The sequence below is a fragment of the Paraoerskovia sediminicola genome (genome assembly GCF_030296575.1).
GTDB classification, from domain to species: domain Bacteria; phylum Actinomycetota; class Actinomycetes; order Actinomycetales; family Cellulomonadaceae; genus Paraoerskovia; species Paraoerskovia sediminicola.
In genome coordinates, this window is record NZ_AP027729.1 from 3,169,243 (window position 1) to 3,196,179 (window position 26,937).

23 protein-coding genes and 3 pseudogenes are annotated in these 26,937 nt (G+C 71.7%); 7 read left to right on the forward strand and 19 right to left on the reverse strand.

Translation table 11 applies throughout. The features are described 5' to 3' along the window. Positions 1–153: 153 nt before the first annotated feature. The 6 genes and pseudogenes from QUE47_RS14655 to QUE47_RS14680 form a co-directional block, all read right to left on the reverse strand. The gene (locus QUE47_RS14655) at positions 154–1,497 is read right to left on the reverse strand and encodes an MFS transporter (protein WP_286217889.1); all 1,344 of its coding nucleotides are present in this window, start codon (positions 1,495–1,497) and stop codon (positions 154–156) included. 29 nt (positions 1,498–1,526) lie between these two features. Beyond that, positions 1,527–3,688 (reverse strand): annotated as a pseudogene (locus QUE47_RS14660) (ABC transporter ATP-binding protein). Beyond that, positions 3,685–5,424, reverse strand: coding sequence for an ABC transporter ATP-binding protein (locus QUE47_RS14665; protein WP_286217890.1), 1,740 nt, complete (start codon positions 5,422–5,424; stop codon positions 3,685–3,687). The pseudogene QUE47_RS14660 and the gene QUE47_RS14665 overlap by 4 nt, the downstream one beginning before the upstream one ends. 129 nt (positions 5,425–5,553) lie before the next feature. Further along, on the reverse strand, positions 5,554–6,786 hold the full coding sequence (locus QUE47_RS14670) for an SPFH domain-containing protein (protein WP_286217891.1): 1,233 nt from the start codon (positions 6,784–6,786) through the stop codon (positions 5,554–5,556). A gap of 93 nt (positions 6,787–6,879) precedes the next feature. Then, the gene (locus QUE47_RS14675; RefSeq protein ID WP_286217892.1) at positions 6,880–7,353 is read right to left on the reverse strand and encodes an NfeD family protein; all 474 of its coding nucleotides are present in this window, start codon (positions 7,351–7,353) and stop codon (positions 6,880–6,882) included. Positions 7,354–7,562: 209 nt separating this feature from the next. Further along, a pseudogene (locus QUE47_RS14680) lies at positions 7,563–8,347 on the reverse strand (ABC transporter ATP-binding protein). 32 nt (positions 8,348–8,379) lie between these two features. On the opposite strand from QUE47_RS14680, the gene QUE47_RS14685 reads away from it, so the two are divergent. Beyond that, complete coding sequence (locus tag QUE47_RS14685) at positions 8,380–9,213, forward strand: Rv1486c family protein (RefSeq protein WP_286219532.1); 834 nt, start codon at positions 8,380–8,382, stop codon at positions 9,211–9,213. 104 nt (positions 9,214–9,317) lie between these two features. On the opposite strand, the gene glgA is transcribed toward QUE47_RS14685, so the two are convergent. Beyond that, entirely contained in the window at positions 9,318–10,541 is a 1,224-nt protein-coding gene (gene glgA, locus QUE47_RS14690) for a glycogen synthase (protein WP_286217893.1), read from the reverse strand. 72 nt (positions 10,542–10,613) lie between these two features. On the opposite strand from glgA, the gene QUE47_RS14695 reads away from it, so the two are divergent. Further along, entirely contained in the window at positions 10,614–11,852 is a 1,239-nt protein-coding gene (locus QUE47_RS14695; protein WP_286217894.1) for a glucose-1-phosphate adenylyltransferase, read from the forward strand. An 89-nt stretch (positions 11,853–11,941) separates the two neighbouring features. Further along, positions 11,942–12,610, forward strand: coding sequence for a phosphoserine phosphatase SerB (gene serB / locus QUE47_RS14700; RefSeq protein WP_286219533.1), 669 nt, complete (start codon positions 11,942–11,944; stop codon positions 12,608–12,610). 46 nt (positions 12,611–12,656) lie between these two features. Here the strand turns inward: serB and QUE47_RS14705 are convergent, their stop codons facing one another. The 3 genes and pseudogenes from QUE47_RS14705 to QUE47_RS14715 all read right to left on the reverse strand — a co-directional run bounded on the left by QUE47_RS14705 (position 12,657) and on the right by QUE47_RS14715 (position 14,804). Beyond that, positions 12,657–13,187, reverse strand: a complete 531-nt coding sequence (locus QUE47_RS14705; RefSeq protein WP_286217895.1) for a SixA phosphatase family protein — start codon at positions 13,185–13,187, stop codon at positions 12,657–12,659. A 3-nt stretch (positions 13,188–13,190) separates the two neighbouring features. After that, positions 13,191–13,957 (reverse strand): annotated as a pseudogene (gene fabI, locus QUE47_RS14710) (enoyl-ACP reductase FabI). 112 nt (positions 13,958–14,069) lie between these two features. Next, a complete protein-coding gene (locus QUE47_RS14715) occupies positions 14,070–14,804 on the reverse strand; it encodes a beta-ketoacyl-ACP reductase (RefSeq protein WP_286217896.1) in 735 nt (244 codons plus the stop codon). 185 nt (positions 14,805–14,989) lie between these two features. Here QUE47_RS14715 and QUE47_RS14720 point away from each other — a divergent pair, with 185 nt between their 5' ends. The 3 genes from QUE47_RS14720 to QUE47_RS14730 all read left to right on the forward strand — a co-directional run bounded on the left by QUE47_RS14720 (position 14,990) and on the right by QUE47_RS14730 (position 16,529). Further along, positions 14,990–15,337, forward strand: a complete 348-nt coding sequence (locus tag QUE47_RS14720; protein WP_286217897.1) for a DUF3099 domain-containing protein — start codon at positions 14,990–14,992, stop codon at positions 15,335–15,337. Beyond that, positions 15,334–15,567, forward strand: a complete 234-nt coding sequence (locus QUE47_RS14725; RefSeq protein WP_286217898.1) for a hypothetical protein — start codon at positions 15,334–15,336, stop codon at positions 15,565–15,567. The genes QUE47_RS14720 and QUE47_RS14725 overlap by 4 nt, the downstream gene beginning before the upstream one ends. A 113-nt stretch (positions 15,568–15,680) precedes the next feature. Further along, positions 15,681–16,529: an SURF1 family cytochrome oxidase biogenesis protein gene (locus QUE47_RS14730; RefSeq protein ID WP_286217899.1), complete on the forward strand. Its 849-nt coding sequence runs from the start codon at positions 15,681–15,683 to the stop codon at positions 16,527–16,529. Positions 16,530–16,617: 88 nt separating this feature from the next. Here the strand turns inward: QUE47_RS14730 and QUE47_RS14735 are convergent, their stop codons facing one another. After that, complete coding sequence (locus QUE47_RS14735; RefSeq protein WP_286217900.1) at positions 16,618–18,216, reverse strand: ABC-F family ATP-binding cassette domain-containing protein; 1,599 nt, start codon at positions 18,214–18,216, stop codon at positions 16,618–16,620. 180 nt (positions 18,217–18,396) lie between these two features. On the opposite strand from QUE47_RS14735, the gene QUE47_RS14740 reads away from it, so the two are divergent. Then, complete coding sequence (locus tag QUE47_RS14740) at positions 18,397–19,131, forward strand: helix-turn-helix transcriptional regulator (protein WP_286217901.1); 735 nt, start codon at positions 18,397–18,399, stop codon at positions 19,129–19,131. Positions 19,132–19,721: 590 nt separating this feature from the next. Here QUE47_RS14740 and QUE47_RS14745 read toward each other — a convergent pair. The 8 genes from QUE47_RS14745 to QUE47_RS14780 form a co-directional block, all read right to left on the reverse strand. Further along, the gene (locus QUE47_RS14745; RefSeq protein ID WP_286217902.1) at positions 19,722–20,060 is read right to left on the reverse strand and encodes a metal-sulfur cluster assembly factor; all 339 of its coding nucleotides are present in this window, start codon (positions 20,058–20,060) and stop codon (positions 19,722–19,724) included. Then, the gene (sufU, locus tag QUE47_RS14750; protein ID WP_286217903.1) at positions 20,057–20,563 is read right to left on the reverse strand and encodes a Fe-S cluster assembly sulfur transfer protein SufU; all 507 of its coding nucleotides are present in this window, start codon (positions 20,561–20,563) and stop codon (positions 20,057–20,059) included. The genes QUE47_RS14745 and sufU overlap by 4 nt, the downstream gene beginning before the upstream one ends. Before the next feature lie 72 nt (positions 20,564–20,635). Continuing rightward, the gene (locus tag QUE47_RS14755; protein WP_286217904.1) at positions 20,636–21,988 is read right to left on the reverse strand and encodes a cysteine desulfurase; all 1,353 of its coding nucleotides are present in this window, start codon (positions 21,986–21,988) and stop codon (positions 20,636–20,638) included. Between the two features lie 93 nt (positions 21,989–22,081). Further along, complete coding sequence (gene sufC, locus QUE47_RS14760; protein WP_286217905.1) at positions 22,082–22,852, reverse strand: Fe-S cluster assembly ATPase SufC; 771 nt, start codon at positions 22,850–22,852, stop codon at positions 22,082–22,084. Between the two features lie 18 nt (positions 22,853–22,870). After that, positions 22,871–23,218, reverse strand: a complete 348-nt coding sequence (locus QUE47_RS14765; RefSeq protein ID WP_286217906.1) for a non-heme iron oxygenase ferredoxin subunit — start codon at positions 23,216–23,218, stop codon at positions 22,871–22,873. Continuing rightward, positions 23,215–24,489, reverse strand: coding sequence for a Fe-S cluster assembly protein SufD (gene sufD / locus QUE47_RS14770; protein ID WP_286217907.1), 1,275 nt, complete (start codon positions 24,487–24,489; stop codon positions 23,215–23,217). The genes QUE47_RS14765 and sufD overlap by 4 nt, the downstream gene beginning before the upstream one ends. Then, positions 24,490–25,935, reverse strand: coding sequence for a Fe-S cluster assembly protein SufB (gene sufB / locus QUE47_RS14775; RefSeq protein ID WP_286217908.1), 1,446 nt, complete (start codon positions 25,933–25,935; stop codon positions 24,490–24,492). A gap of 1 nt (position 25,936) precedes the next feature. Then, positions 25,937–26,797, reverse strand: coding sequence for a helix-turn-helix transcriptional regulator (locus tag QUE47_RS14780; protein WP_286217909.1), 861 nt, complete (start codon positions 26,795–26,797; stop codon positions 25,937–25,939). Between the last annotated feature and the right edge of the window lie 140 nt (positions 26,798–26,937).

Here is a 26,937-nt window from a genome sequence, read left to right on the forward strand (position 1 = left end):
CCTTCGAACGTACGCCCGGACCGGCAGGACTTCCCCACGGAGCAGGGCATTCACCCGACCCGCCGTGCGCCGAGCGACCGGGCGGACAGAGCACCGAGCGGACAGAGCACCGAGCGGACAGAGCACGGTGCGGACCGCGACCGAGCACGACCTTCAGCGCTGACGCGCCTCTCCGCGCCGGCCGGACGTCGTGCGCGCGACCGCGAGACCCACCAGCGCCACCACCACGGCGAGCCCACCGGCCGCGGCGAACGCGCCCGCGGGACCGACCACGTCCACGGCCGCGCCGGTCGCCGGGGCACCGGCCGCGGCACCGAGGGTGTACGCCGAGCCCTGGAAGCCCATCGCCTCGCCCCGGCGCTCCTCCCGGACCAGCCCGGCGAGCGCCTCGGTCGCCGCGGTGAGCATCGGCGCGCACGCGAACCCCGCGAGAGCGGCCAGCGCGGCGAGCCCGAGCACGGACGTCTCGAGGACCATCGGCACGGTCAGGGCGCCCAGGGCGAGGAGCAGCCACAGCGGGTCCACCTCGCGGTGCAGCGTCCCGTACAGCAGGCCGCCGACCACCGACGCGGAGCACCACGCGAAGTACACGAGCCCGAGCGACCCGACGTCGCCGCTGGCGCGCAACGACGCGAGGATCCCGACGTCCGTCCCGACGAGGACGAACATCGCGGCTGCCGACGCCACGAGGACGACGACCACGGCCGGGGTGAGCCACGCCGTCCGCCGCCCCGCACGGCCACCGGCGCCGTCGATCGCTCCCGAGCCGGAGGCGGCTAGGGCGCCGGGCGCGGCGCGCTCGGGGGCACCCGGCCCCGGCTCGCCGCGCTCCCCGCGGAGCTCGTTCTCGACCGCCGTCGGAGCCACCGCGGGCGCGCCCACGACCAGACCGTCAGGGACGCCGTCCGACACCTGGTGCGTGCTGGTCGGCGGGTCCACGAACCACAGGACGACACCCGCCACCGCCACCGCGGCACCGATGACGACGAGGACCTGACCGGTCCCCGCCTGGGTCGCGGCCCACACCCCCGCCGCCGGCCCCGTCATGAAGACGAGCTCGGTCAGGATCGACTCGAGGGCGAACGCGCCACGCTGCTGGGCGCGCGGCACGAGGACGCTCAGGGACTTGCGGACCAGCGTGAAGACGGGCAGCTCGAACACCCCCGCGACGAGCGCGACCGGGAACAGCCAGGCGTAGTCGACGACCGCTGCCAGCGGCCAGACGACCGCCTGCACCGCGATCGAGGGCACCAGGGTCCGACGCAGGCCCACCTGGTCCAGGCGGCGTCCGCGCCACGGCGCGCCCACCGCGATCCCGACGGTGAACGTCGCGGCCACGAACCCTGCCTGGGCGTACGAGCGTCCGAGGGTCTCGACGACGTGCAGGGTCAGCACGAGCGCGACCGCGGCGTGCGGCAGCCGCGCGACCATCGTCACGAGCAGGAGGCGCCGCGCCGGGACGATCCGCCACACGTCCCGGTAGGCCGCGAACCTCATCGCCGGGTCACCGGCACCTCAGCCGACCGTCACTCGCGCGCGTCACCGGCGGCGGAACCAGGTCCGGAACCGGCTCCGCCGGCACGGTCCGTCGGGCTCGTCGTGTCAGTTGCCTCCGTGGGGTCCTGGTCCGCAGGCACGTCCGGCTCAGAACCGCCGGACGACGTCCCCGGGTCCGCGGGCACCTCCACCTCGCCGCCCTCGCCGTCGCTGACCGGAGCCGCGAACTGGCTCTGGTAGAGCCGCGCGTAGGCGCCCCCGGCCTCCAGGAGATTCTCGTGAGAGCCCTGCTCGACGATCGACCCGCTCTCCATGACGAGGATGACGTCGGCATCGCGGATCGTGGAGAGCCGGTGCGCGATGACGAACGCCGTGCGCCCGCTGCGCAGGGCGTTCATCGCCTGCTGGACGAGCACCTCGGTGCGGGTGTCGACGGAGCTGGTCGCCTCGTCGAGGATCAGGATCGCCGGGTCGGCCAGGAACGCCCGCGCGATCGTCAGGAGCTGCTTCTCCCCGCGCTCACGCTCCCGCCCTCGTCGTCGAGCTCAGTCGCGTACCCGTCGGGCAACGTCCGGACGAAGGAGTCGACGTGGGTGGCCTCGGTCGCGGCGCGGAACGCCGCCTCGTCGACCGTCGCCCCCTCGCGGACGCCGTACCGCAGGTTCTCCTCGATCGTCCCGCCGAACAGCCACGTGTCCTGCAGGACCATGCCGATGTCCTGGCGCAGCTCGTCCCGGGTCATCTCCCGGGTGTCGACACCGTCGAGCGTGATGCGCCCGCCACCGACCTCGTAGAACCGCATCACGAGGTTGACCAGCGTCGTCTTCCCCGCTCCGGTGGGCCCGACGATCGCGACCGTCTGGCCGGGCTCGACCACGAGGTCGAGGTGCTCGATGAGCGGCCGCTCGGGGTCGTACGAGAAGGAGACGTCCTCGAACGCGACCCGCCCGCGCACGGGGCTCACCGATGCGCCGGACGCCGGGTCGAGGGTCTGCTCCTGCGCGTCGAGGAGGTCGAACACGCGCTCCGCCGAGGCGACGCCAGACTGCAGCAGGTTCATCATCGACGCGATCTGCGTGATCGGCTGCGTGAACTGCCGCGAGTACTGGATGAACGCCTGCACGTCGCCGAGGGTCAGGGAACCGTTCGCCACCTTGAGCCCGCCGACCACCGCCACGATCACGTAGTTGAGGTTCGCGACGAAGCCCATCGCGGGCTGGATGGTGCCGGAGATCGCCTGGGCCCGGAAGCTCGACCCGTAGAGCGCCTCGTTCTCCCGGTCGAAGTCCTCGAGCGCGGTGGCCTGGTGCCCGTAGACCTTGACGAGCGTGTGCCCGGTGAACATCTCCTCGACGTGACCGTTGAGGCGACCGGTCGACGCCCACTGCTCGGTGAACTGCGGCTTCGAGCGCTTCGCGATCATCATCGTGATGACGATGCTCAGCGGCACGGTGATCAGCGCGATCACGGCGAGCAGCGGCGAGATCCAGAACATCATCGCCAGGACGCCGATCACGGTGAGCACCGCGGTGACGAGCTGCGACAGCGTCTGCTGCATGGTCTGCGACACGTTGTCGATGTCGTTGGTGACCCGCGAGAGGATCTCGCCCCTCTGGTTGCGGTCGAAGTAGGACAGCGGCAGCCGGTTCAGCTTCGCCTCGGCGTCGGCCCGCAGCGTGCGCGCGGTGCGCTGCACGACGATCGCCGTCAGCCGGCCCTGGAGCCAGCCGAACAGGAACGAGGCGAGGTAGACCAGGGCGACGAGCAGCAGGATCTGGCCGAGCAGCGTGAAGTCGATGCCGTCGCCGGGGACCACGTTCGTCCCGGAGACCATGTCCGCGATGTCGTCCTGCCCCTGGGACCGCAGACCCTGGATCGCCTGGTCCTGGGTGATGCCCGCAGGCAGCTGTTTGCCGATGATCCCGTCGAAGATGACGTTCGTCGCCTCGCCGAGGATCTTCGGCCCCGCGACCGCGGCGGCGACCGAGACGACGCCCAGCACGAGGATGAGCCCGATGAGCATCCGCTCGGGGCGCAGCCGCCCGGCGAACCGGGCGAGCGTCGCGCGGAAGTTCATCGCCTTCTCGCCGGGCATGCCCATGCCACCGCCCATCGGGCCGTGACCCGGGCGCGGCGGCCGTGCCGGCGCGCCGGCGCCGGTGGCGCTCGGTGTCGTGGTCTTGTCGCTCATGCCGTCGCCTCCTCGGCCGAGAGCTGGGAGTAGACGATCTCCTGATACGTCTCGTTGGTCGCCAGCAGGTCGTCGTGCGTGCCCTGCCCGACGACGCGGCCGTGCTCAAGGACGACGATCACCTCCGCGCTGCGGATCGTGGCCACGCGCTGCGCGACGACGATCACCGCGGAGTCACGCGTCTTCGGCACGAGCGCCGCGCGCAGGGCCGCGTCCGTGGCGTAGTCGAGCGCCGAGAACGAGTCGTCGAACAGGTAGATGCGCGGGTCCCGGATCACCGCCCGCGCGATCGCGAGCCGCTGACGCTGGCCGCCGGAGAAGTTGGACCCGCCCTGCGAGACCGGGGCCTCGAGCCCCGCGTCGAGGCTCTCCACGAACGAGCGCGCCTGGGCGACCTCGAGCGCCTCCCACATCTGCGCCTCGGTCGCCTGCGGGTTGCCGTACCTGAGGTTGTCGGCGACGGTCCCCGAGAAGAGGAACGCCTTCTGCGGCACGAGACCGATGAGGGACCCGAGATCCGCCCCCGAGAGCTCGCGGATGTCGATCCCGTCGATGCGGACCGAGCCCGCCGTGACGTCGAAGAGGCGCGGGACCAGGTTGAGCAGGGTCGTCTTGCCGGAGCCGGTCGAGCCGATGATCGCGGTCGTCCGCCCGGGCTCGGCGACCAGGTCGATGTCCTCGAGCACCGGTTCCTCGGCGCCCGGGTAGCGGAACTGGGCCCCGACGAGCTCGAGCCGACCGGTCGGCCGCTCCGGCAGCGGCGTCGGGTCGTCCACCTCGACGACGCTCGACTCGGTGTCGAGGACCTCGTGGATCCGTTCGGCCGCGACGGCAGCGCGCGGCACCATGACGAACATCATCGTCGACATCATCACGGCCATGAGGATGTACATGATGTAGCTCAGGAACGCCGTCAGCTCACCGATCTGCAGGTCACCGCTGTCGATCTGCCGGCCGCCGAACCACATCACGGCGACGCTCGACAGGTTCATGACGAACATGACCGTCGGGAACATCAGCGCCATGAGCTTCCCGGCGCGCAGCGACGTGTCGAACAGCGCCTCGTTGGCGACCTCGAACCGCTCCTCCTCGTGCCGCTCGCGCACGAACGCGCGGATCACGCGGATGCCCGTGATCTGCTCGCGCATCACCTGGTTGATCCGGTCGATGCGCTTCTGCATGACCCGGAAGTACGGGACCATGCGCGAGATGATGAGGCCGACCACGACCACCAGGACGGGCACGACCACCACGAGCAGCAACGACAGCGCCGGGTCCTCCTGCAGCGCCATGATGATCCCGCCGACCAGCATGATCGGCGCCATGATCATGATCGTGAACGACATGAGCACGACCATCTGGACCTGCTGCACGTCGTTCGTCGACCGCGTGATCAGGGACGGCGCACCGAACTTGTTGACCTCCTGCGCCGAGAACGTCTGCACCTGGGTGAAGAAGCCCCGGCGCACGTCGCGACCGAACGACATCGCGGCCTTGGCGCCGAAGTACACGGCGACGACCGCGCAGATCACCTGGCCGAGGCTGATGGCGAGCATCACGCCGCCGGTGCGCAGGATGTAGTCCGTGTCGCCCTGGGAGACGCCCTGGTCGATGATGTCGGCGTTCAGGCTGGGCAGGTACAGGGTCGCGAGCGTCTGCGCGAGCTGGAGGACCAGGACGAGCGTGATCGCCCCGACGTAGGGGCGCAGGTATTCGCGCAGCAGTCGGACGAGCATGGGCCTCCGTCACGGATCGCAGTCGCGTCGTTCGACGCGACTGCGATCCTACTGCCGCGACGGCGGCCGGTCCGGGTCTGATGCTGGACCATCACCATGCCCCGTGAACTGCGGCTGGACGCCGGTGCGCTAGCTCTTGTCGTCGTCCTGGACGGGCGGCGGCGGGACGTCGTTCGTCGGGTCGGGGACGCCGGGCAGGGGTCGCGGCGGGGTGGACCCGGCGGCCGCGCCCGAGCGGCGCGCACCGGCCGGGCGCTGACCCGACTCGGAGGCAGGGTCGAAGGGCCGACCCGAGTAGGTCCCGGCGCTCGTCGCGTCGGCCGTCGCCGCCTGGGCCTGGCGCCGCGCCTCGGCCAGCGCCTCCGCGGGGTCGGTCAACGACGTGCCGAGGGCGGAGCGCTGCCGACGTCGTCCGCCGCCCTCGTCCCCCGCGTCGTCGCCGTCGGCACCACCGGTCGGCGTCACGCCGCCGGCGCCGTCGCCGAACCCCTTCGTGATCGAGTCGAGCGCGGCCGTGAACTCGGTCGGGACGAACCACATCTTCGAGGACTGGGTGTCGGCGATCTGCGGGAGCATCTGCAGGTACTGGTAGGCCAGCAGCTTCGGGTCGGCGTCGCCCTCGTGGATCGCGTCGAACACCTGGAGGATCGCTCGCGCCTCGCCCTCCGCCTGGAGGATCGCCGACTGCGCCTGACCCTCGGCGCGCAGGATCTGCGACTGCTTCTCGCCCTCGGCCGTGAGGATCTGCGACTGCTTGACACCCTCGGCGGTCAGGATCGTCGCGCGGCGGTCGCGCTCGGCGCGCATCTGCTGCTCCATGGCGCCCTGCACGCTCTGCGGCGGGTCGATCGACTTGAGCTCGACACGGTTGACACGAATCCCCCAGCGCCCGGTCGCCTCGTCGAGGACCCCGCGGAGCTGGCCGTTGATCTGGTCGCGGCTCGTCAGCGTCTGCTCCAGGTCCATGGACCCGATGACGTTGCGCAGGGTCGTGACGGTGAGCTGCTCGATCGCCGTGATGTAGTTGGCGATCTCGTAGACCGCGGACTTCGGGTCCGTCACCTGGAAGTAGATGACCGTGTCGATGCTCACGACGAGGTTGTCGGAGGTGATCACCGGCTGCGGCGGGAACGAGACGACCTGCTCACGCAGGTCGACGCCGGCCCGCTGACGGTCGATGAACGGCACCAGCAGGTGCAGGCCCGCGTCCAGGGTGCGCGAGTACCGGCCGAGCCGCTCGACGATCACCGCGGTGGCCTGCGGGACGATCTGCACCGCCTTCGCGAGCGCGACGAGCACGAAGATGACGACGACCGCGAGTACCACGTACAGCGCGATCGTCCCGAAACCTGGGTCGTCCATGAACTTTGTCCTCCGGTCGGTGGTGCGGGTGCTCGGTGTTCTGGGCGGTGCGAGTGCTCGAGATCTCCCGTCGGTGCGGGTGCCCGGAGCGCGCTAGGCGGTCGCGGGCGTTCCCGTCGCGCCGGTGCCGTGGTCGGCGGCCTCGCCGCGGACGACGGCCGTCGCGCCGTCGATCCGGACGACCCGGACCTCCGCGCCGCTCGGCAGGGACGGGGCGTCCTCCTCGACGCGGGCGGACCACACCTCGCCGGAGAGCTTGACCAGGCCGCTGAGCTCGGTGACCGTCTCGACGACCACGGCCTGGCGGCCGACGTGCGCCGCGACGTTGGTCTCCGCGAGCGGGACCCGGGAGCGCAGGTGCCGCAGGAGCCACGGCCTCAGGGTGAACAGGAGCAGCGCCGAGACCACGCAGGCGACGACGATCTGGAGCCACACCGGCCCGCCGAGCCCGGCCACGACGGCACCGCCGAGCGCGCCTCCGGCGAACATGATGATCACCAGGTCGAGCGAGATGATCTCGAGCAGACCGAGCAGTGCTGCTCCACCGACCCACCACAACCACGCCATCGTGCGCTCCTTCCCCGGGGCCCGGGCAGGGTGCCGGGATCACCGAGACATCGGGACCCCGAACCTGCACGCACGGGGCACGGGACCCCATCGCCGGTCGACGACCGGCCTCTGCATCACCTTACCGAACCTTGACCGCTCCCGGAGGTTACCCACAGGTGCTGGTCGAGCCGGCCGGAGCCCGCGAGCGCTACCCCACGGGCCGACGCTCAGAGCGCGGCGCGCGCCGTCCAGCGCCCGGCGTCGTGGGAGACCTCGAGGGGGTCCCGAAGGCCTCGCTGAGGTTCTCGGCGGTCATGATCTCGTCGATCGCTCCGGCCCGGAACACCCGGCCGTCCCGCACGAGCATGAGGTGCGTGAACCCGGGCGGGATCTCCTCGGGGTGGTGCGTGACGAGCACCAGCACCGGCGAGGCCTTGTCGCCGGCGAGCTCGGCGAGGGCACCGACGAGCTCCTCCCTGCCACCGAGGTCGAGCCCTGCTGCGGGCTCGTCGAGCAGGAGCAGCTCGGGGTCCGTCATGAGCGAACGGGCGATCTGGACGCGCTTGCGCTCGCCCTCCGACAGCGTCCCGAAGTAGCGGCCTGCGAGGTGCTCGACACCGAAGACCGAGAGCAGCGCCGTGGCGCGGTCCTCGTCGAACGCCTCGTACTCCTCGCGCCACCGGCCGGTCACCCCGTACGCCGCGGTGAGGACGACGTCGCGCACGGTCTCGCCCTTGGGGATGAGCTCGGCGAGCGCCGCGCTGGCCAGGCCGATGCGCGGCCGCACCTCGAAGACGTCGACCTTGCCGAGCCGCTCACCGAGGATCTCGGCGACGCCCGAGGTCGGGTGCATCCGCGTCGACGCGATCTGCAGGAGGGTCGTCTTGCCCGCCCCGTTGGGCCCGAGCACCACCCAGCGCTCGCCCTCCTCGACCTGCCAGTCGACGCCGTCGAGGATGTTCGCGCCACCGCGTCGAACAGTGACACCCTGCAGGTCCAGAACCCAGCTCATGTCCCCGACCCTATAGGTTTGCCGCCGTGGAAATGCGCACCTCGAACCTCTCGCGGAGTGTCCGCCTCGCCCTCTGGGCCGACCAGGTCGGCCGTGGTCGCGCTGCGGGGGCGGACGCCGTCCGCGCGGTCACGCTGGACGACGAACCTCACACGGTGGTCGGTCTCGAGGGTCGCCCCGACGGGGCGACCCTCGAGGACCTCCTCGCGGCACTGAGCCTGCCGGGCACGACGCTCGCGGCCGCTCTGCCGGCCCCTGGGGACGTGGCCGGAGTCCCCGCGAGCATCGCCACCGACGCCACCGAGGCGGGAGAAGCGCTGCTCGTGGAGGCAGGCGACGCTCGCGGGGCACCGCACGGCGGCGGCGCCACCGGCGGCGGGACCCGCCCCGCGTGGGCCGTCGTCCCGGAGGTCGTCGAGTTCGGCTCCGATCTCGAGCCCGGCCACCTCGTCACCTGGCACGTGCGCGAGGTGGAACCGTGGAGCGCGAGGTTCCTGGCCGCCGTCGGCTCCCCGGCCGACGCGGAGAGGGAGCTGCGCGTCGCGCTGCTCACGGCCACCGAGGCGCTGGACCGCCTCGACGTCGCCCGCTGGCGGGAGGACGCCGCGGACGGGATCGCCGCGCTGCGGGACGACGGCGGACCCGCCTGGTTGCCGCCGCGCCTCGCCCCGCGGCGCGCCCGGACCCTCACGCTCGCGGTGCGGCTGCGCCGCATCGTCGAGCTCGGCTCGGTGGACGAGGGCGGGGCGGTGAACCTGTGGCAGGCCGACCAGCGCGGCGCGGCGCTGCAGTCCGTGGAGCAGACCTCACGACGCGCACTGAGCGCCGTCACGGCGAACATCGTCCCCGACGCCGCCGCGGACTGAGTCGCCCTGAGCCGGCTGAGTTGGACCGAGCGTGGGCTGAGGGGCGCGCCACAGTGGACCGAGGTGCGCCGCGGCGGGCCCACCACCGAACGGTCAGCGCTCAATCAGCGCTCTGCGAGCACGCTCTCGTAGACGGCCATGGTGCGGTCCGCGATCGCGTCCCACGAGAAGTGGTCCTCGACCCGGCGCCGAGCGGCCACCCCGCGTTCCTCGGCGCGTGCCGGGTCTGCGACAGCGTCGCGCAGGGCGCCCGCCAGGTCGGCCACGAAGCGGTCCGGGTGCACCGGTGTGCCGGTGCCGTCGGTCACCTGCTCGATCGGCACGAGGGTCCCGGTGACGCCGTCGTCGATCACCTCAGGGATGCCGCCCGTCGCGGAGCCGACCACCGGCAGGCCGACCGCCATGGCCTCGAGGTTCACGATGCCCAGGGGCTCGTAGACCGACGGGCAGACGAACACGGTCGACGCCGCGAGCACCGCCACGAGCTGCTCGCGCGGCAGCATCTCCTCGATCCACACGACCCCGGTGCGCTCCGTGGAGAGGGTCGCGACGGCGTCGGACACCTCCCGGGCGATCTCCGGGGTGTCGGGTGCCCCCGCGCAGAGGATCACCTGGACCTCCGGAGGAAGCTCGCGCACGGCCCGCAGGAGGTACGGCAGGCCCTTCTGCCGCGTGATGCGCCCGACGAAGACGACGGCGGGACGGTCGGGGTCGATGCCGAGGCCCCGCACCACCCGGTCGGCGGTGGCACGCGCCTCGTCGGACTCGGGACGGGACCAGCCGTCGAGGTCGATCCCGTTGTGCACTACCCGGACCCGGGCGGGGTCCACGTCCGGGTAGGAGCGCAGGATGTCGGCGCGCATGCCCGCCGAGACGGCGATGATCGCGTCCGCGCCCTCGTAGGCGGTGCGCTCGGCCCAGCCCGACAGCCGGTACCCGCCGCCGAGCTGCTCGGCCTTCCACGGGCGCAGCGGCTCGAGCGAGTGCGCGGAGATCACGTGCGGGATCCCGTGCAAGAGCCCGGCCAGGTGCCCGCCCAGGTTCGCGTACCACGTGTGCGAGTGCACCAGGTCCGCGCCGCGGACGGCGTCGGCCATCTGGAGGTCGACGCCGAACGTCCGCAGCACCGGGTCGGCGCCCGCCAGCTCGGCCGGCACGTCGTAGCCGGTGACGCCCTGCTGCTCGTCACTTCCGGACCGCGGCCCGTCGAAGGCGTGGACGCGGACGTCCGCGCGGGGTCGCAGGACCGCGGAGAGCTCGGCCACGTGGACGCCGGCACCCCCGTAGACGTGCGGAGGGTACTCACGGGTCAGCAGGTCGACTCTCACGACCCAAAACTATCCCGTCCACGGGTGACCGCGCAGGTGCGGGCCCAGCACGGCGGGGCATAGTGTCGCCCCATGGTGCAGAAAAAGGTGCTCGCGATCGTCCTGGCCGGAGGCGAGGGCAAGCGCCTGATGCCGCTCACGACAGCGCGGGCGAAGCCCGCCGTGCCGTTCGGCGGGCTCTACCGGCTGGTGGACTTCGCCCTCTCGAACCTCGTCAACTCCGGCTATCTGCAGATCGTCGTGCTCACGCAGTACAAGTCGCACAGCCTCGACCGGCACATCGCCAAGACGTGGCGCATGTCGCCGCTGCTCGGCAACTACGTGGCGCCCGTGCCCGCACAGCAGCGGGTCGGCAAGCACTGGTACCTGGGCAGCGCCGACGCCATCTACCAGTGCCTCAACACCATCCAGGACGAGAACCCCGACATCGTGGTCGTCGTCGGCGCGGACCACGTGTACCGCATGGACTTCTCGCAGATGGTCGAGGCGCACATCGAGTCGGGCGCCGAGTTCACCGTCGCCGGGATCCGCCAGCCCATCGACACCGCCGACCAGTTCGGCGTGATCGACACCGACCCCGAGGACCCCACGAAGATCCGCGAGTTCCTCGAGAAGCCCACGGACCCCGTGGGTCTCGCCGACTCCCCGGGCGAGGTCCTCGCCTCGATGGGCAACTACGTCTTCAACACGGACGCGCTGATCGAGGCCGTCACCGCGGACGCGGCCGACCCCGACTCGCGGCACGACATGGGCGGGGACATCGCGCCCGCGTTCGTCGAGCGCGGCACGGCGCGGGTCTACGACTTCATCCACAACGACGTGCCGGGCTCGACCGACCGCGACCGCCAGTACTGGCGCGACGTGGGGACCATCGACTCGTACTTCGAGGCGAACAAGGACCTCATCGCCGTCGAACCGGTGTTCAACCTCTACAACCACCAGTGGCCCCTGCACACCCTGTACACGAGCCTGCCGCCGGCGAAGTTCGTGCACGCCGGCTCCGGGCGGCTCGGGCACGCCGCCGACTCGATCGTCTCCCCCGGCGTGATCGTCTCGGGCGCCACCGCCGTCGGTTCGATCATGTCTCCGGGCGTCTACCTGCACTCGTGGGCGTCGGTCTCCGACAGCGTCCTCATGGACGACGTGGTCGTCGACCGGCACGCCCAGGTGCACCGTTCGATCCTCGACAAGGGCGTCTACGTGTCCGAGCGCGCCCGCGTCGGCCTCGATCCCGAGGAGGACCGGGCGCGCGGCTTCACGGTGACCGAGTCCGGGCTGACCGTCGTCCCGAAGGGAACCGTCGTCGAGTGACCGGGTCTGCTGCTGAAGGCGGTCGCGAACCGCACCCGAAGGACGGCACGAGGCGGGACGGGGACGGGCTGCCCCGGCACCTCGTCGTCATGGACGTCGACTCGACGCTGATCTCCCAGGAGGTCATCGAGCTGATCGCCGAGCACGCCGGGACGCGCGCGGAGGTCGCCGCCGTCACGGAACGCGCGATGCGGGGCGAGCTCGACTTCGCGGGATCGCTGCGCGAGCGCGTCGCCACCCTCGCGGGGGTGCCGCTCGCCGCTCTCGACGAGGTCCGTCGTCGTGCCACCTACACCCCCGGCGCCGAGGAGCTCGTCGCCGAGCTGCACCGCAGGGACTGGCCTGTGGCCCTCGTCTCGGGCGGGTTCGTCGAGATCGTCGAGCACCTCGCGGCGCCGCTCTCGATCACCCGGTACCGCGCCAACGGGCTGGAGACCTCCGACGGTGCCCTCACGGGCCGGACCGTCGGACCGGTGATCGACCGCCAGGCCAAGGCCGCCGCGCTGCGCGAGTTCGCGGCCGCCGAGGGCATCTCCATGGAGCACACAATCGCCATCGGCGACGGCGCGAACGACCTGGACATGATCGGCGCGGCGGGGATCGGCATCGCGTTCGCCGCGAAGCCGGTCGTCCGCGAGCAGGCGCCCTACTCCGTGGACGGACCTCGCCTCGACGCCGTGCTCGGCGTCATCGACGAGGTGCTCTCGCAGGGACTGCCGCAGGGCGCGTCGAAGAGCACGGCGGTCGACGTCGCCTGACCCGCTCGCGCGACGCTGACGGGCTGGCGCCCAGCGGTCGGCAGCCTCAGCGCGCGGGGCGGTGGACCCTCACGAGGGTCGCTGTCCGCGCCGCCCACTCCTGCCACGGGAGTCCCGACTCGAGCACGCTGTAGGTCGCCGTCGGGACACCGACGCGAACCTGGGCCACCGCGGTCTGGTCGGAGTCCTGGGATGCGAGCCGCTCCGCGGTCGCGGCCATCGTGGGCTCGTGCCCGACGACGAGGACGGTGCGCATGCGGCTGTCGAGCTCGTTCAGCAACCGCAGGAGGTCCGCGGGCCCTGCCGTGTAGAGGTCGTCGAGGGTGCGGACCTCGGGCTCCGCGTCGCCGAGGTTCGCCGCGGCGAGGTCCCACGTCTGCCGGGTCCGGACTGCGGACGACCGGAGCACGAGGTCGGGGACGAGGCCGTCGGCCAGGAGCGACTCGCCCACCCTTCCCGCGTGGCGGCGGCCGTTGAGCGCCAGCGGGCGCAGGACGTCCTCCACGGAGCCGGCCGACTCCGCCTTGGCGTGGCGCAGGAGGACGAGCCGGTGCATCCCGCCGGCGGTGTCGGTCACGGGTCAGAGTCCCATCGCGTGGACGCCGCCATCGACGTGCACGATCTCGCCGGTGGTCGCCGGGAACCAGTCGGACAGCAGGGCCGCGACCGCGCGGGCCGTGGGCTCCGGGTCGGTCTGGTCCCAGCCCAGCGGGGCGCGTTCGGGCCATCCGTCCTCCATGGAGGAGAACCCGGGGATGGACTTCGCCGCGGTCGTGCGGATCGGGCCCGCCGAGACGAGGTTGCAGCGGATGCCGTCGGGGCCGAGGTCTCGCGCGAGGTACCGGCTCGTCGACTCGAAGGCGGCCTTCGCGACACCCATCCAGTCGTAGACCGGCCACGCGAAGCTGGCGTCGAACGTGAGGCCGACGACGGAGCCGCCCTCGGTCATCAGGGGCTTCGCGGCCACGGCGAGCGACTTGAGCGAGAACGCGGAGACCTCGAGCGCGGTCGCGACGTCGGCCCACTCCCCGAGAGGAAGTTGCCACCCATCACCGACTGCGGCGCGAACCCGATCGAGTGGACGACGCCGTCGAGCCTGTCCGCGTGCTCACGCACCCGCTCCTCGAGCGCGGCGAGGTCGTCGGCGTCGGTCACGTCGAGCTGGACGACGGGCGCGGGCTTCGGGAGCCGGCGCGCGATCGCCTGGGTCAGGCGGAACTGGCGGCCGAACGAGGTGAGCACGACCTCCGCGCCCTCCTCCTGAGCGAGCCGCGCGACGTGGAACGCGATCGACGCGTCCGTGAGGACACCGGTGACGAGGAGCTTCTTACCGTCGAGCAGACCCATGACTGACCTTCCGTCGTTGACTGGTTGGAGCGTAGTGCCGCGAGCCTCCGGACGGCACGTCCGGCGTCCTCAAGGCTCGCGTCCCGCACGGGGGCGGGCGACAGCGCGGCGGTCAGTGACCCATCCCGAGCCCACCGTCCACGGGGATCACGGCACCGCTGACGTACGCCGCGTCGTCCGAGGCCAGGAAGCGCACGACCCCCGCGACCTCCTCGGGCTGGGCGAACCGCCCGGCCGGGATCGCGGCCTTGTACTGCTTCTGACGGTCCTCGCCGAGCTCCGCGGTCATCGGCGTCTCGATGAAGCCGGGGGCCACGACGTTCGCGGTGATGCCGCGGCCGCCGAGCTCACGCGTGATCGAGCGCGCCATGCCGACGAGCGCCGACTTGGAGGCCGAGTAGTTGACCTGTCCCGCTCCGCCGTAGAGCCCGACGACGCTGGAGATCATGACGATCCTGCCGCCGCGACGGCGGATCATCCCCTTGGACGCCCGACGCACGCAGCGGAAGGTCCCCGTGAGGTTGGTGTCCACGACCGAGTCGAACTCGTCGTCGGTCATCCGCATGAGCAGCTGGTCCCGCGTGATGCCTGCGTTCGCGACGAGGACGTCGACCGGCCCGAGCTCGGCCTCGATCTGCGTGAAGGCCGCGTCGATCGCGGCCGTGTCGGTCATGTCCGCGCGGGTGCTCAGCACGCCCTCGACGGGGCGGGCGGTGCGGTCGATCGTCGCGACCCGGTCGCCCTCGGCGAGGAACCTCTGCACGATGGCCAGACCGATCCCTCGGGAGCCGCCGGTCACGACGACCGTCCGCGGTTCCTTCTCGGCCGTGGGCTGGGTCTCGGTCACGACGGTCTCTCCTCGGTCGGCAGTATCGCTCTGCGGTCGCGCAGGCCTCCTGACGGTACCGCGCGGGAGGTGGCACGGTCGCGCAGGGACCGTCAGACGAACGAGCGGTCAGTTGTCCGGAACCGACAACACCGATGTCACCGGACCGTGCCCCAGGGCCGCCACCCGGCGCCTAGACTGACGTGGTGAAGAGCCCGCACGCGAAGCACCCCGTGCAGAGCGTGACCACAGCACCCGAGCCCCTGGCCGACGACCAGGCCCGGCGCTTCAAGGTGTACACGATCCAGATGTCGATCCGGGCGCTCTGCTTCCTGGGGTGCGTGCTGATCGACCACTGGAGCCGGTGGGTGCTGGCCGTCTTCGCGGTGTTCCTGCCGTACGTCGCCGTCCTCCTCGTCAACGCCGGCCGTGACCACCGCACGTCGGACGTCATGAGCGTCGACCGCCGAGCGCTGCCTCCGGGTGCCGCTCGCGGCGACGGCACGGAGCCACCCGACGAGCGCCCCCGTCCCCCGCGAGAAGGAGAGCAGTGAGCACGCCTGACACCGTCACCGGAGACCTGATCTGCAGTGCGAAGGGGTGCGGCGCCGAGGCGCGGTGGGGTCTGCTCTGGAACAATCCTCGGCTGCACACCCCCGAGCGGCGCAAGATCTGGCTCGCGTGCGACGACCACCGCGAGCACCTGGAGACGTTCCTCGGTGCGCGCAACTTCTTCAAGGAGAGCGTCCCCGTCGCCGACCTGCCGCGGACCCAGGCAGAGTGAGCGCCGCCGACGACAGGGCGCCAGCTGCACCTGCCGCACCACCTGAGCCGCCCGCGCCGGTCGACGGGGCGCCACGGCCGGCCCGGACGGCACGCGACTGGCTGGTGCTGGCCGTGGGCGTCATCCTCCTGGCCGCGGTGTGCCTCGCCGCGGCCCGCTGGCAGTGGCACCGGTACGAGAGCCGCAACGCGGCTATCGCCGTCGTGGAGTCGAACTACGACGCCGCCCCGGTCCCCGCGGACGACCTGTGGCCGGCACCCGGTGAGCCGTTCGACGAGTCGGACGAGTGGCGTTCCGTGACGATGGTCGGCACCTACGACCCCGAACGGACGGTGCTGCTGCGCAACCGCCCCGTCGGAGGCACGCCGGGCTTCCACGTCCTGGTCCCCTTCGAGGTCACCGAGGGCACGTCCGCCGGCGACGTCGTGGTCGTCGACCGCGGGTTCGTCTCGTGGGGCGAGGACGCGAGCACCCCTGCCGAGATCGCTGCCCCGCCGCCCGGCACCGTCGCTGCGACGGTCCGGATGCGCCCCGACGAGCCCGCCTCGACGCGTGACGCAGCCCCCGGGCAGGTGCAGGCGATCTCCACCGACCAGGTCCTCGCCGCGGCCCCGGGCGGTGGGGACTGGGCCGAGGGTCGGACGACGAGCGCCTACGGTTCGCTCGTGTCGGAGGACCCGGCGCCCGACACCGAGCTCGTCGGGCTCCCGGCACCGAGCACCGACCCCGGCTCGCACCTGTCGTACACGTTCCAGTGGATCATCTTCGCGCTGGGCGCCGTCGGCGGGTTCATCATCCTCGTCCGCCGCGAGCGCGGGCCGAAGGTCGTGGCCGGCGACCTGCTCGACGACCCCGACGGTCGCGCCGCGCGGCGGCGTCGGCGCGCGGAGCGCCCCACCGAGGAGGACATCGAGGACGCCCTGGTCGAGGCGCAGCACGGCAGGTCCGGGCAGGACCGGTAGCGGTCACCGGACCCGTGGGCGCCGCCCGGTGGCGGCCCTGCCCCGCGTTGCTGCCCGCCCCGAGGGATTCGGGCACGGGCTCTGAGCGCTACGCGAGCGAGACGAGCTCGGCGTACGAGTCGTTCCAGAGGTCCTCGTCGCCGTCCGGCAGCAGCAGGACCCGCTCGGGGTTCAGCGCGGCCACGGCACCGTCGTCGTGCGTGACCATGACCACGGCGCCCTCGTACGTGGAGAGCGCTCCGAGGATCTCGGCGCGCGACGCGGGGTCGAGGTTGTTCGTCGGCTCATCGAGGAGCAGCACGTTCGCCGACGACACCACGAGGGTCGCGAGGGCGAGCCGGGTCTTCTCCCCGCCGGACAGGACGCGGGTCGGCTTGTCGGCGTCGTCCCCGGAGAACAGGAACGACCCGAGGACGCCGCGGACCTCGGTGTCGCCGAGGTCGGGCGCGGCGTGCCGGAGGTTCTCGACGACCGTCGCGTCCATGTCGAGGGTCTCGTGCTCCTGGGCGTAGTACCCGATCTTCAGCCCGTGGCCGGGGTTCACGGTGCCCTGGTCGGCGTCCTCGACGCCTCCGAGGATCCGCAGGAGCGTCGTCTTGCCGGCACCGTTGAGGCCGAGGATGACCACGCGGCTCCCCCTGTCGATCGCGAGGTCGACACCGGTGAAGACCTCCTGGGACCCGTAGGCCTTCGAGAGGCCGGACGCCGTGAGCGGGGTCTTGCCGCACGCCGCGGGCTTCGGGAACCGGAGGTTCGCGACCTTGTCGCTCGCGCGCACGCCCTCGAGGCCGGAGAGCATCTTCTCGGCGCGGCGGATCATGTTCTGCGCGGCGACCGCCTTGGTGGCCTTGGCGCGCATCTTCTCGGCCTGGGCGAGCAGCGTGCCGGCCGTCTTCTCGGCGATCTGCCGCTCCTTGCGGCGCCGGCGCTCGTCGGTCTCGCGCTGCTCGAGGTAGCGGTCCCAGCCCATGTTGTACTGGTCGATCTCGCCGCGGTTCCCGTCGAGGTGGAACACCTTGTTCGCGATCGCCCGCAGGAGCTCGTTGTCGTGGGAGATGACGATGAGCCCGCCCGAGTAGTGCCGCAGGTACTCGCGCAGCCAGATGATCGAGTCGGCGTCGAGGTGGTTCGTCGGCTCGTCGAGCAGCAGGGTCTCGACGCCGGAGAACAGGATCCGCGCGAGCTCGATGCGACGGCGCTGACCGCCCGAGAGCGTGCCGAGCGTCTGGGCGAGGATCCGGTCGTCGAGACCGAGGTTCGAGGTGATGGTCTCGGCCTCGCTCTCGGCCGCGTAGCCGCCCGCGGCGAGGAATCGCTCCTCGAGCCTCGGGTACCGCTCCATCGCCGCCTCGTGCGTCTCGACGTCCAGGCTCGCCATGGCGCCCTCGGTCTCGCGCATCTGTCGGACGACGGAGTCGAGCCCGCGCGCGGACAGCACACGGTCCATGGCGATCACGTCGAGGTCGCCCGTGCGCGGGTCCTGCGGCAGGTAGCCGATCTCGTTGCCGCGCACGATCTTGCCGCCGGTGGGCTGGGTCTCGCCCGCGAGGGTCTTGGTGAGGGTCGTCTTGCCGGCTCCGTTGCGTCCCACCAGGCCGATCCTGTCGCCGGGTGCGATGCGGAACGACGCGTCGTGCAGCAGGACGCGGGCGCCGATGCGCAGCTCGACGGCTTGGGCGGTGATCACGGGGGGTCCTTCGGAGGATCGACGACGAGGGGGCCGGCGGCGACCGACTGTCGCCGGTGCGCGGAGGCAAACGGGCAGTCTACGTGCTCGGTGCTCGGTGGCGACAACGCCGGGTGTCGCCGATGCCGGGCTTTCCACGGCAACACGCCATGCGGCCGTGTAAAATGCTAGACTGGCCGGGTGACCTCGCCCCAGATCCCCCCGCACAGGGCCCTCTCCTCGGAGAGCCGGGTCGCGCTGCTCGACCTCCTGCACGACCGCGGCCACATGACCGTGACCGAGCTCGCCGAGGGCGCCGACCTCCACCCGAACACCGCCCGCGAGCACCTCCAGGTGCTCTGCGACGCCGGGTTCGTGGCCGGCGAGCCGGAGAAGCGCACGACCCGCGGCAGGCCGAGGACCATCTACCGCGCACTGCGCACACCGGACCCCGCCGAGCGCCAGGCGCCGAGCCCAAGGGCGAGCGACGCCGTCGCCCGCAAGGAGCTCACCCAGGTACTTCTCCAGGGCTTCGGCGAACGGGTGGAGTCACCGGCCGAGGCGGCACGCGAGGCCGGGAGGCAGGCCGCCGTCCGCACGGCACCGTGGGCCCCGGGTGAGGCGCCGTCGGATCCCGTCGCGGCCCTCGACATGCACCTGGACGCGATGGGGTTCGCGCCGCGATACGAGGACGAGCCTCCGACGTTCCACCTGCACCGCTGCCCCTTCGCCGACCTCGCCCGACAGCGGCCCGAGGTGGTCTGCGAGTTCCACCTGGGGCTCGCCCAGGGTGTGCTCTCGGCGAGCGCCGCGACGGCAAGGGCCTCCAGCGACGAGGAGGCGCCGACGCCGATGGACGCCCCGGCGCTCCACCCCTTCGTCGGCCCCCAGCACTGCGTCCTGGACCTCGCCCGGAGGACGCCCGGGCAGGGCTGACCTCCTGAAGCACCCCACAGCAGAAGTACCCGATGCGCGGTCGTGCCGGCTGGTGAGTGCCGAGCTTTCGTGGTCGTCTCGAGGCAAGCGGTCGAACGCTCAGACGGAGCGGTCGACGGCGACCATGGAAAGGTCTCGACCCATGAGCGCACCCAGCGAGTCTCCCGGACCTCCGCCCGAGGGCGAGGAGCCGACCGAGGGCACCGAGCCGAAAGGACCGGGCCGTCCCGCGACGCCCGACGCGCCGCGTGATCCGAACGCGCCCGACAGCCCCGGACGCCCGTCCGAACCGCACCATGACTCCGGTGCGGATCCCAAGGGCCCCGGCCGACCCTGACTCTTTCGACCCCCACGGCCCCCACCGGACCCGTGAGCGCTCAGCGAACCTCACGGGCACCGGAGCGGGTCGGAGACGGCACATGGACAACCGCGAGACCCGAGCGGCCGGCGCCTCGGCGGGAGCCGTCGACGCGTCCGTCAGAGCACGCTCGACACGAGGCCTCCGACCCCTCCGTGCACGCCGAGGGCCCCGCCCTGCGCACGGCGCGCAGGACGGGGCCCTCGATCGGTGACGGCGGAGCCGTCGGCCGTCAGACGTTGAAGCCGAGGGCGCGCAGCTGCTCCTTGCCGTCGTCCGTGATCTTCTCCGGACCCCACGGCGGCATCCACACCCAGTTGAGGCGCATGCCGGCGACGATCCCGTCGAGGGCCTGCGAGGTCTGGTCCTCGATCACGTCTGTCAGCGGGCACGCCGCCGACGTGAGCGTCATGTCGATGATCGCGTGGTTGTTCTGGTCCACCTGCACGCCGTACACGAGGCCGAGGTCGACGACGTTGATCCCGAGCTCCGGGTCGATCACGTCGCGCATCGCCTCCTCGACGTCGGCGGCGGTCGGCGGCGTCGGGGCCGCGGGGGTGTCGGTGCTCATGCCTGCTCCTTCGTCGTGAGGACTCCGGCCGTCACCAGCGAGTCCTTGAGCGCTGCCCAGCCGAGCAGCGCGCACTTGATCCGTGCGGGGTACTGCGAGACCCCGGTGAACGCGACCGCGTCACCGATGGCCTCCTCGTCGTCATCGTCCTCGAGACCCTTGCCCCGGGTCGTCATCAGCTCCCGGAAGATCTCCCCGAGGCGCTCGGCCTCGGTCACGGGCTGTCCCGCGACGAGGTCGTGGAGCACGGAGATCGAGGCCTGGGAGATGCTGCACCCCTGACCCTCCCAGCTCACGGCGTCGACCGTGGCGACAGGCACGCCGTCTGCGCCCGGACGCTCGACGACGTCGACGCGCAGGGTCACCTCGTCGCCGCAGGTGGGGTTCACCTGGTGCGACTCGCTGCCCACGTGTCCGGGCGCGATCTCGATCAGACCCTTGCCCTGCGGGGACTTCGCGTGGTCGAGGATCACCTGCTGGTACATCTGCTCGAGCGAGCTCATCGGTACGTCGTCCTCCGGTCGTTCGTCCAGGTCGTCTCGGTTCGGGGCGCGCCGGGGCGCGCGAGGGGCGGCTCAGTCCACGGAGAAGAACGCCCGGACGCCCGCCAGGGATTCCCGGAACGTCACGACGTCCTCGAGGCTCGTGTACACCGAGGCCGAGGCGCGGGCGGTGGCCGTGATACCGAACCGCCGGTGGAGCGGCTGCGCGCAGTGGTGTCCCACGCGGACCGCCACCCCGGCGTCGTCGAGCACCTGACCGACGTCGTGCGCGTGCACCCCGTCGACCACGAACGACACCACGGCGAGCCGGTCCTCCGCCGTGCGCGGCCCGACGATCCGCACGCCGGGGATGTCGTCGATCGCCAGCAGGGCCTCCGTGATCTCGCGCTCGTGGGCGGCGACCGCATCCATACCGAGCTCGCCGAGGTACGTCGCGGCGACACCCAGGGCGACGGCTTGAGCCACCATCTGCGTGCCCGCCTCGAAACGCTGCGGCGGCGGCATGTAGGTCGACCCCGACATCGTGACGACCTCGATCATGGACCCGCCGGTCGTGACCGGTGGGAGTGCCTCGAGCAGCTCGCGTCGCCCGTAGAGGACGCCGACACCCGTCGGCCCGAGCATCTTGTGGCCCGAGAACGCGGCGAAGTCGACACCGAGGGCGTGCAGGTCGAGGGGCAGGTGCGGCACGCTCTGGCACGCGTCCAGCACGGTGATCGCACCGACCTCGCGGGCCCGGGCGACCAGCGGGGCGACCGGCGTGACGGCACCGGTGACGTTCGACGCGTGCGTGAACGCCAGGACCTTGGTGCGCTCCGTGACGATCTCCGCCGCGGCGTCGACCACGATCCGGCCGTCGTCGTCCACCGGGAGCCAGCGGAGCACGGCACCGGTGCGGGCCGCGAGCTCCTGCCACGGGACGAGGTTCGCGTGGTGCTCCGCCTCGGTGACGACGATCTCGTCGCCGGGGGCCAGCGCGAACCGGCGCGCCACGTCTCCCCCACGACCCAGGGTCGCGTTCGACATGCCGTAGGCGACGAGGTTGATCGCTGCCGTCGCGCCCGACGTCCAGACGATCTCGCCGACGTCGGCCCCGACGAACCGCGCCACGGACGCGCGCGCGTCCTCGAACGCCTCGGTGGCCTCCTCGGCGAGCTGGTGCGCCCCGCGGTGCACCGCGGCGTTGCGCCGCTCGTAGAAGTCCTGCTCGGCGTCCAGCACCGGGTTCGGCTTCTGCGAGGTCGCCCCCGAGTCGAGGTAGACGAGCGGACGGCCACCGCGGACCGTGCGCTCGAGGATCGGAAAGTCGGCCCGGACCGCTGCCAGCTCACGAGGGCTGAGCGCGGTGAACGTCGGGCAGTGCTCCGCGGGCACCGCGGGCTCGTCGAGCTGCGGCACGCCGACCGGCTGCGCGGTGGTCGTCATCCTGGTCCTCCTCGGCTGGGTGGTCGATGTTCCGGCGCCGGGCCGGCGGAACCGTGCACGACGGTCCCGCCGGCGCCGGTGCGGAGCGAGCGGTCAGACGGTGGCTGCGCCCGCGCCCTCGAGGTAGCGGTCGTAGCCCTCGTCCTCGAGGCGGTCAGCCAGCTCGGGGCCGCCCTCCTCGGCGATGCGTCCGCCGACGAACACGTGGACGAAGTCCGGCTTGATGTAGCGCAGGATCCGCGTGTAGTGCGTGATGAGCAGGATCCCGGCGTCCGTCGACTCCTTGACGCGGTTGACGCCCTCGGAGACGACCCGCAGCGCGTCGACGTCGAGACCGGAGTCGGTCTCGTCCAGGACGGCGAACTTCGGCTTCAGCAGCTCGAGCTGCAGGATCTCGTGGCGCTTCTTCTCGCCACCGGAGAAGCCCTCGTTCACGGAGCGCTCGGCGAAGGCGTTGTCCATGCGCAGCTGCTCCATGGCGACCTTGACGTCCTTGACCCAGTGGCGCAGCTTGGGGGCCTCGCCGTCGATCGCGGTCTTGGCCGTGCGGAGGAAGTTCGAGACGGAGACGCCAGGGACCTCGACGGGGTACTGCATGGCGAGGAAGAGTCCGGCGCGAGCGCGCTCGTCGACCGTCATGGCGAGGAGGTCCTCGCCGTCCAGGGTCACGGTGCCCTGGGTGATCTGGTACTTCGGGTGACCGGCGAGGGAGTACGCGAGCGTCGACTTGCCGGAGCCGTTGGGCCCCATGATCGCGTGGGTCTGGCCGCTGTCGATGGTGAGGTCGACACCGCGCAGGATCGGCTTGGGGCCTTCCTTGGTCTCGACGCTGACGTGCAGGTCGTGGATCTCGAGCGTGGGCATATCAGTTCTCCAGGAAGTTCAGTGCGTGGCTGTGGTGACGTTCGCGTCGACGTCGACGAGCACGTGCTCGCCGTCGACGGTCACGGTGTACACGGGGACGGGACGGGTGGCGGGGAGCTGCTTGGGCTCTCCGGTGCGCAGGTCGAACTGCGAGCCGTGGAGCCAGCACTCGATGAGGCAGCCCTCGACCTCGCCCTCGGAGAGCGACACGGCCCCGTGGGAGCAGATGTCGGAGACGGCGTGCCAGCCGCCGTCGGAGTCGCGGGCCACCGCGACCTCGACGGGTCCGTCCGACCCGTCGAGCGTGACCTTGAGCGTCCCCTCGACGGGGACGTCGGAGACGCGGCAGGCGACCTGCGCGGTCATGCGGTGCCTTCGATCACGCTCATCGACTTGGCGAGCTCGGACTCGATGGACGCGAGCAGGCGCTCCTCGACCTCGGGCACGCCGATCTCGTGGATCAGCTCGGCGAAGAACCCGCGGACGACGAGGCGACGGGCGTCGACCTCGGGGATGCCGCGTGCCTGCAGGTAGAAGAGCTGCTCGTCGTCGAAGCGGCCGGTCGCGGACGCGTGGCCCGCGCCCTCGATCTCGCCGGTCTCGATCTCGAGGTTCGGCACCGAGTCGGCTCGCGCCCCGTCGGTCAGGACGAGGTTGCGGTTGAGCTCGTAGGTGTCGGTCGCCTCGGCGGCGGCCCGGATCAGCACGTCGCCGACCCACACCGTGTGGGCGCCCTCGCCCTGCAGCGCGCCCTTGTAGGTGACGCGCGACTTGCAGGCCGGGACCGCGTGGTCCACGAACAGGCGGTGCTCCTGGTGCTGGTCGGTGTCGGCGAAGTACAGGCCGACCATCTCGACCTCGCCGCCCTCGGCGGTGAACTCTGCGTCGGGCGTGACCCGGACGACGTCGCCGCCGAAGGTCACCACGACGTGCTTGAGCTTCGCGTCCTTGCCGATGCGCGCCCGGTGAGAGCTCGCGTGGACGGCGCCGGCGTCCCAGTCCTGGACCGAGACGACGGTGAGGTCTGCGCCCTCGTCGACGACGACCTCGACGGTCTGGGTGAGCGTGGCGGTCCCGACGTGGTCGAGGACGATCACGGCCTTGCTGTTCGGCCGCGCGTGGAGCACGACGTGGGCGGCCGTGGCGTCGGACGACGTCCCCTCCACCCGGATCGACGTCACCTCGGACGCGGTCGCGCCCTCGGGGACGGTGACCAGGGTGGCCTCCTTGGCGGCGTGCCACGCGACGACCGCAGCGCGGTCACCCGGGCGACCGGCGGTGCCGACCCGCTCGTCGTCGCGGGCGACGATCTCGACCTCGACCTCGGGCGCGTCGACGACCGTCGTGATGACGCCGGAGCCGGCGAGGTCCTCGTCGAACAGCGGCGTCAGGCGCGCGACGGGCGAGAAGCGCCACTCCTCCTCGCGCCCCGACGGCACGGGGATGTCGGCGAGGTCGAACGACGTGAGCCGCTCGGCGCGCGAACCCTGCGGCTTGCCGCCCACGCCGTGCGTGTGCGCGCCGTCCGCGGTCGCCCTGGAGTGGTCGGTGACGATGCCCTGGGGGCCCTCGTCACCGAACGCGGCGGCCTCGTCGGCCGACGCTGCCGTGAACTCTGTGGTGCTGGCGGTAGTCATTCAGCCGACCGACCCTTCCATCTGCAGCTCGATGAGGCGGTTGAGCTCGAGCGCGTACTCCATGGGCAGCTCGCGCGCGATGGGCTCGACGAACCCGCGCACGATCATGGCCATGGCCTCGGTCTCGGTCATGCCTCGGGACATCAGGTAGAACAGCTGGTCCTCGCTCACGCGGGAGACCGTGGCCTCGTGGCCCATCGACACGTCGTCCTCGCGGACGTCGACGTACGGGTACGTGTCCGACCGGGAGATCTGGTCGACGAGCAGCGCGTCGCAGAGCACGTTCGAGGCCGAGTGCTCGGCACCCTCGAGGACCTGGACCAGGCCGCGGTACGACGTCCGACCGCCGCCACGGGCGACGGACTTCGAGACGATCGACGAGGACGTGTGCGGAGCGGCGTGGACCATCTTCGAGCCGGCGTCCTGGTGCTGGCCCTCGCCGGCGAAGGCGATGGACAGCGTCTCGCCGCGGGCGTGCTCGCCCAGCAGGTAGATCGCCGGGTACTTCATGGTGACCTTGGAGCCGATGTTGCCGTCGACCCACTCCATCGTCGCGCCCTCGGCCGCGGTCGCCCGCTTGGTGACGAGGTTGTAGACGTTGTTCGACCAGTTCTGGATCGTCGTGTAGCGCACGCGGGCGTTCTTCTTGACGATGATCTCCACGACCGCCGAGTGCAGCGAGTCGCTCGAGTAGATCGGCGCCGTGCAGCCCTCGACGTAGTGCACGTACGAGCCCTCGTCGGCGATGATCAGCGTCCGCTCGAACTGGCCCATGTTCTCGGTGTTGATCCGGAAGTAGGCCTGCAGCGGGATCTCGACGTGCACGCCCGGCGGCACGTAGACGAAGGACCCGCCCGACCAGACGGCCGTGTTGAGCGCCGCGAACTTGTTGTCACCGGACGGGATGACGGTGCCGAAGTACTCCTCGAACAGCTCCGGGTGCTCGCGCAGTCCGGTGTCGGTGTCCATGAAGATGACGCCCTGCTCCTCCAGGTCCTCGCGGATCTGGTGGTAGACGACCTCGGACTCGTACTGCGCCGCGACACCCGCGACGAGGCGCTGCTTCTCGGCCTCGGGGATACCCAGGCGGTCGTACGTCGCCTTGATGTCCTCGGGCAGCTCCTCCCAGGAGGTCGCCTGCTTCTCCGTGGAGCGCACGAAGTACTTGATGTTGTCGAAGTCGATGCCCGACAGGTCGGAGCCCCAGTTCGGCATGGGCTTCTTGTCGAAGAGCTTGAGCGCCTTCATGCGGCGCTTCAGCATCCACTCGGGCTCGCTCTTCAGGTTGGAGATGTTCTGCACGACGGCCTCGGAGAGGCCACGCTGCGCGGACATGCCGGCCGCGTCGCTGTCGTGCCAGCCGTACTCGTACGAGCCGATCGACGCGATGATCTCGTCGTCCGACTGCGGGCTCACGTTCGGTGTGTCCTGCGTGGGAGCACTCATGTCAGTCCTTCCGCGTTCCAGGTGCTTGAGGTGGTCGGGGGAGCTGTGCTGCTGGGTCTGCTGCTCGGTCTGCTGGGCCGTCCGACGGGTCGCCGGACGCGGTTCTGGGGATCGGGACGTTCGTCGTGCAGGCGTGACCGCCGCCGGCGAGCGTCGCCAGCCGCTGGACGTGGGACCCGAGGAGCCGCGAGAACGCCTCCGCCTCGGCCTCGCACAGCTGCGGGAACTCCTCCGCCACGCGTTGCACGGGGCAGTGCCCCTGGCACAGCTGGAGGGCGAACCCGCCCGGGACGGGACGCAGGCTCGACGCGAAGCCCTCGTCCGCGAGCACCTGGGTCAGCTGCCGCGCCCGGCCCGCGACGTCGTCCGCGTCGATCGCCGCTGAATTGCGCTGGACGAACTCGTCGAGGCGGGCGCGGGCGAAGGTCTCGACCGCCTCGCTCCCGGCGGACTCGGCGAGGAACCGCAGCGCCTGGGACGCGAGGTCCGGGTACGCGGCGGAGAGCTCGGACTGGCCGCGCGTCGTCGCGACGAAGCGGCGCGCCGGGCGGCCGCGGGAGCCGTCGCCGTGCGGGGTCCGGTACTCGGAGATGAGCGCCTCCGCCTCGAGGAGACCGAGGTGGCGACGGACGCCGGCCGGGGTGAGCCCCAGGGTCCGAGCGAGATCCGCGGCGCTCACCGGGCCGTCGGTGACGACGTGGTTGAGCACGCGCTCGCGCGTCGAGCCGTCGAGCTCGTCGCCGGAGGACATCACCGAGGTGGCGGGCGCGCGGGTCGGGGCCGGTGCCGATCCGGGCACGCGTGCAGGTGCGGGCGCGGACGTCGCCGGACGCGCGGTGGCACTCTTCGCGGACACTGTCACGCTCGCCTCCTCACGCCGTCGACTCCCGGGACGCGCAGCCGGACCACAGTCGATCCGCCGCGCGCACGTATATAGGAAACATCGTCGTGCTCTATTTGCGGATGCGCAAGCAAGGTGCGCCTCACCCAGCACCGGCCCGG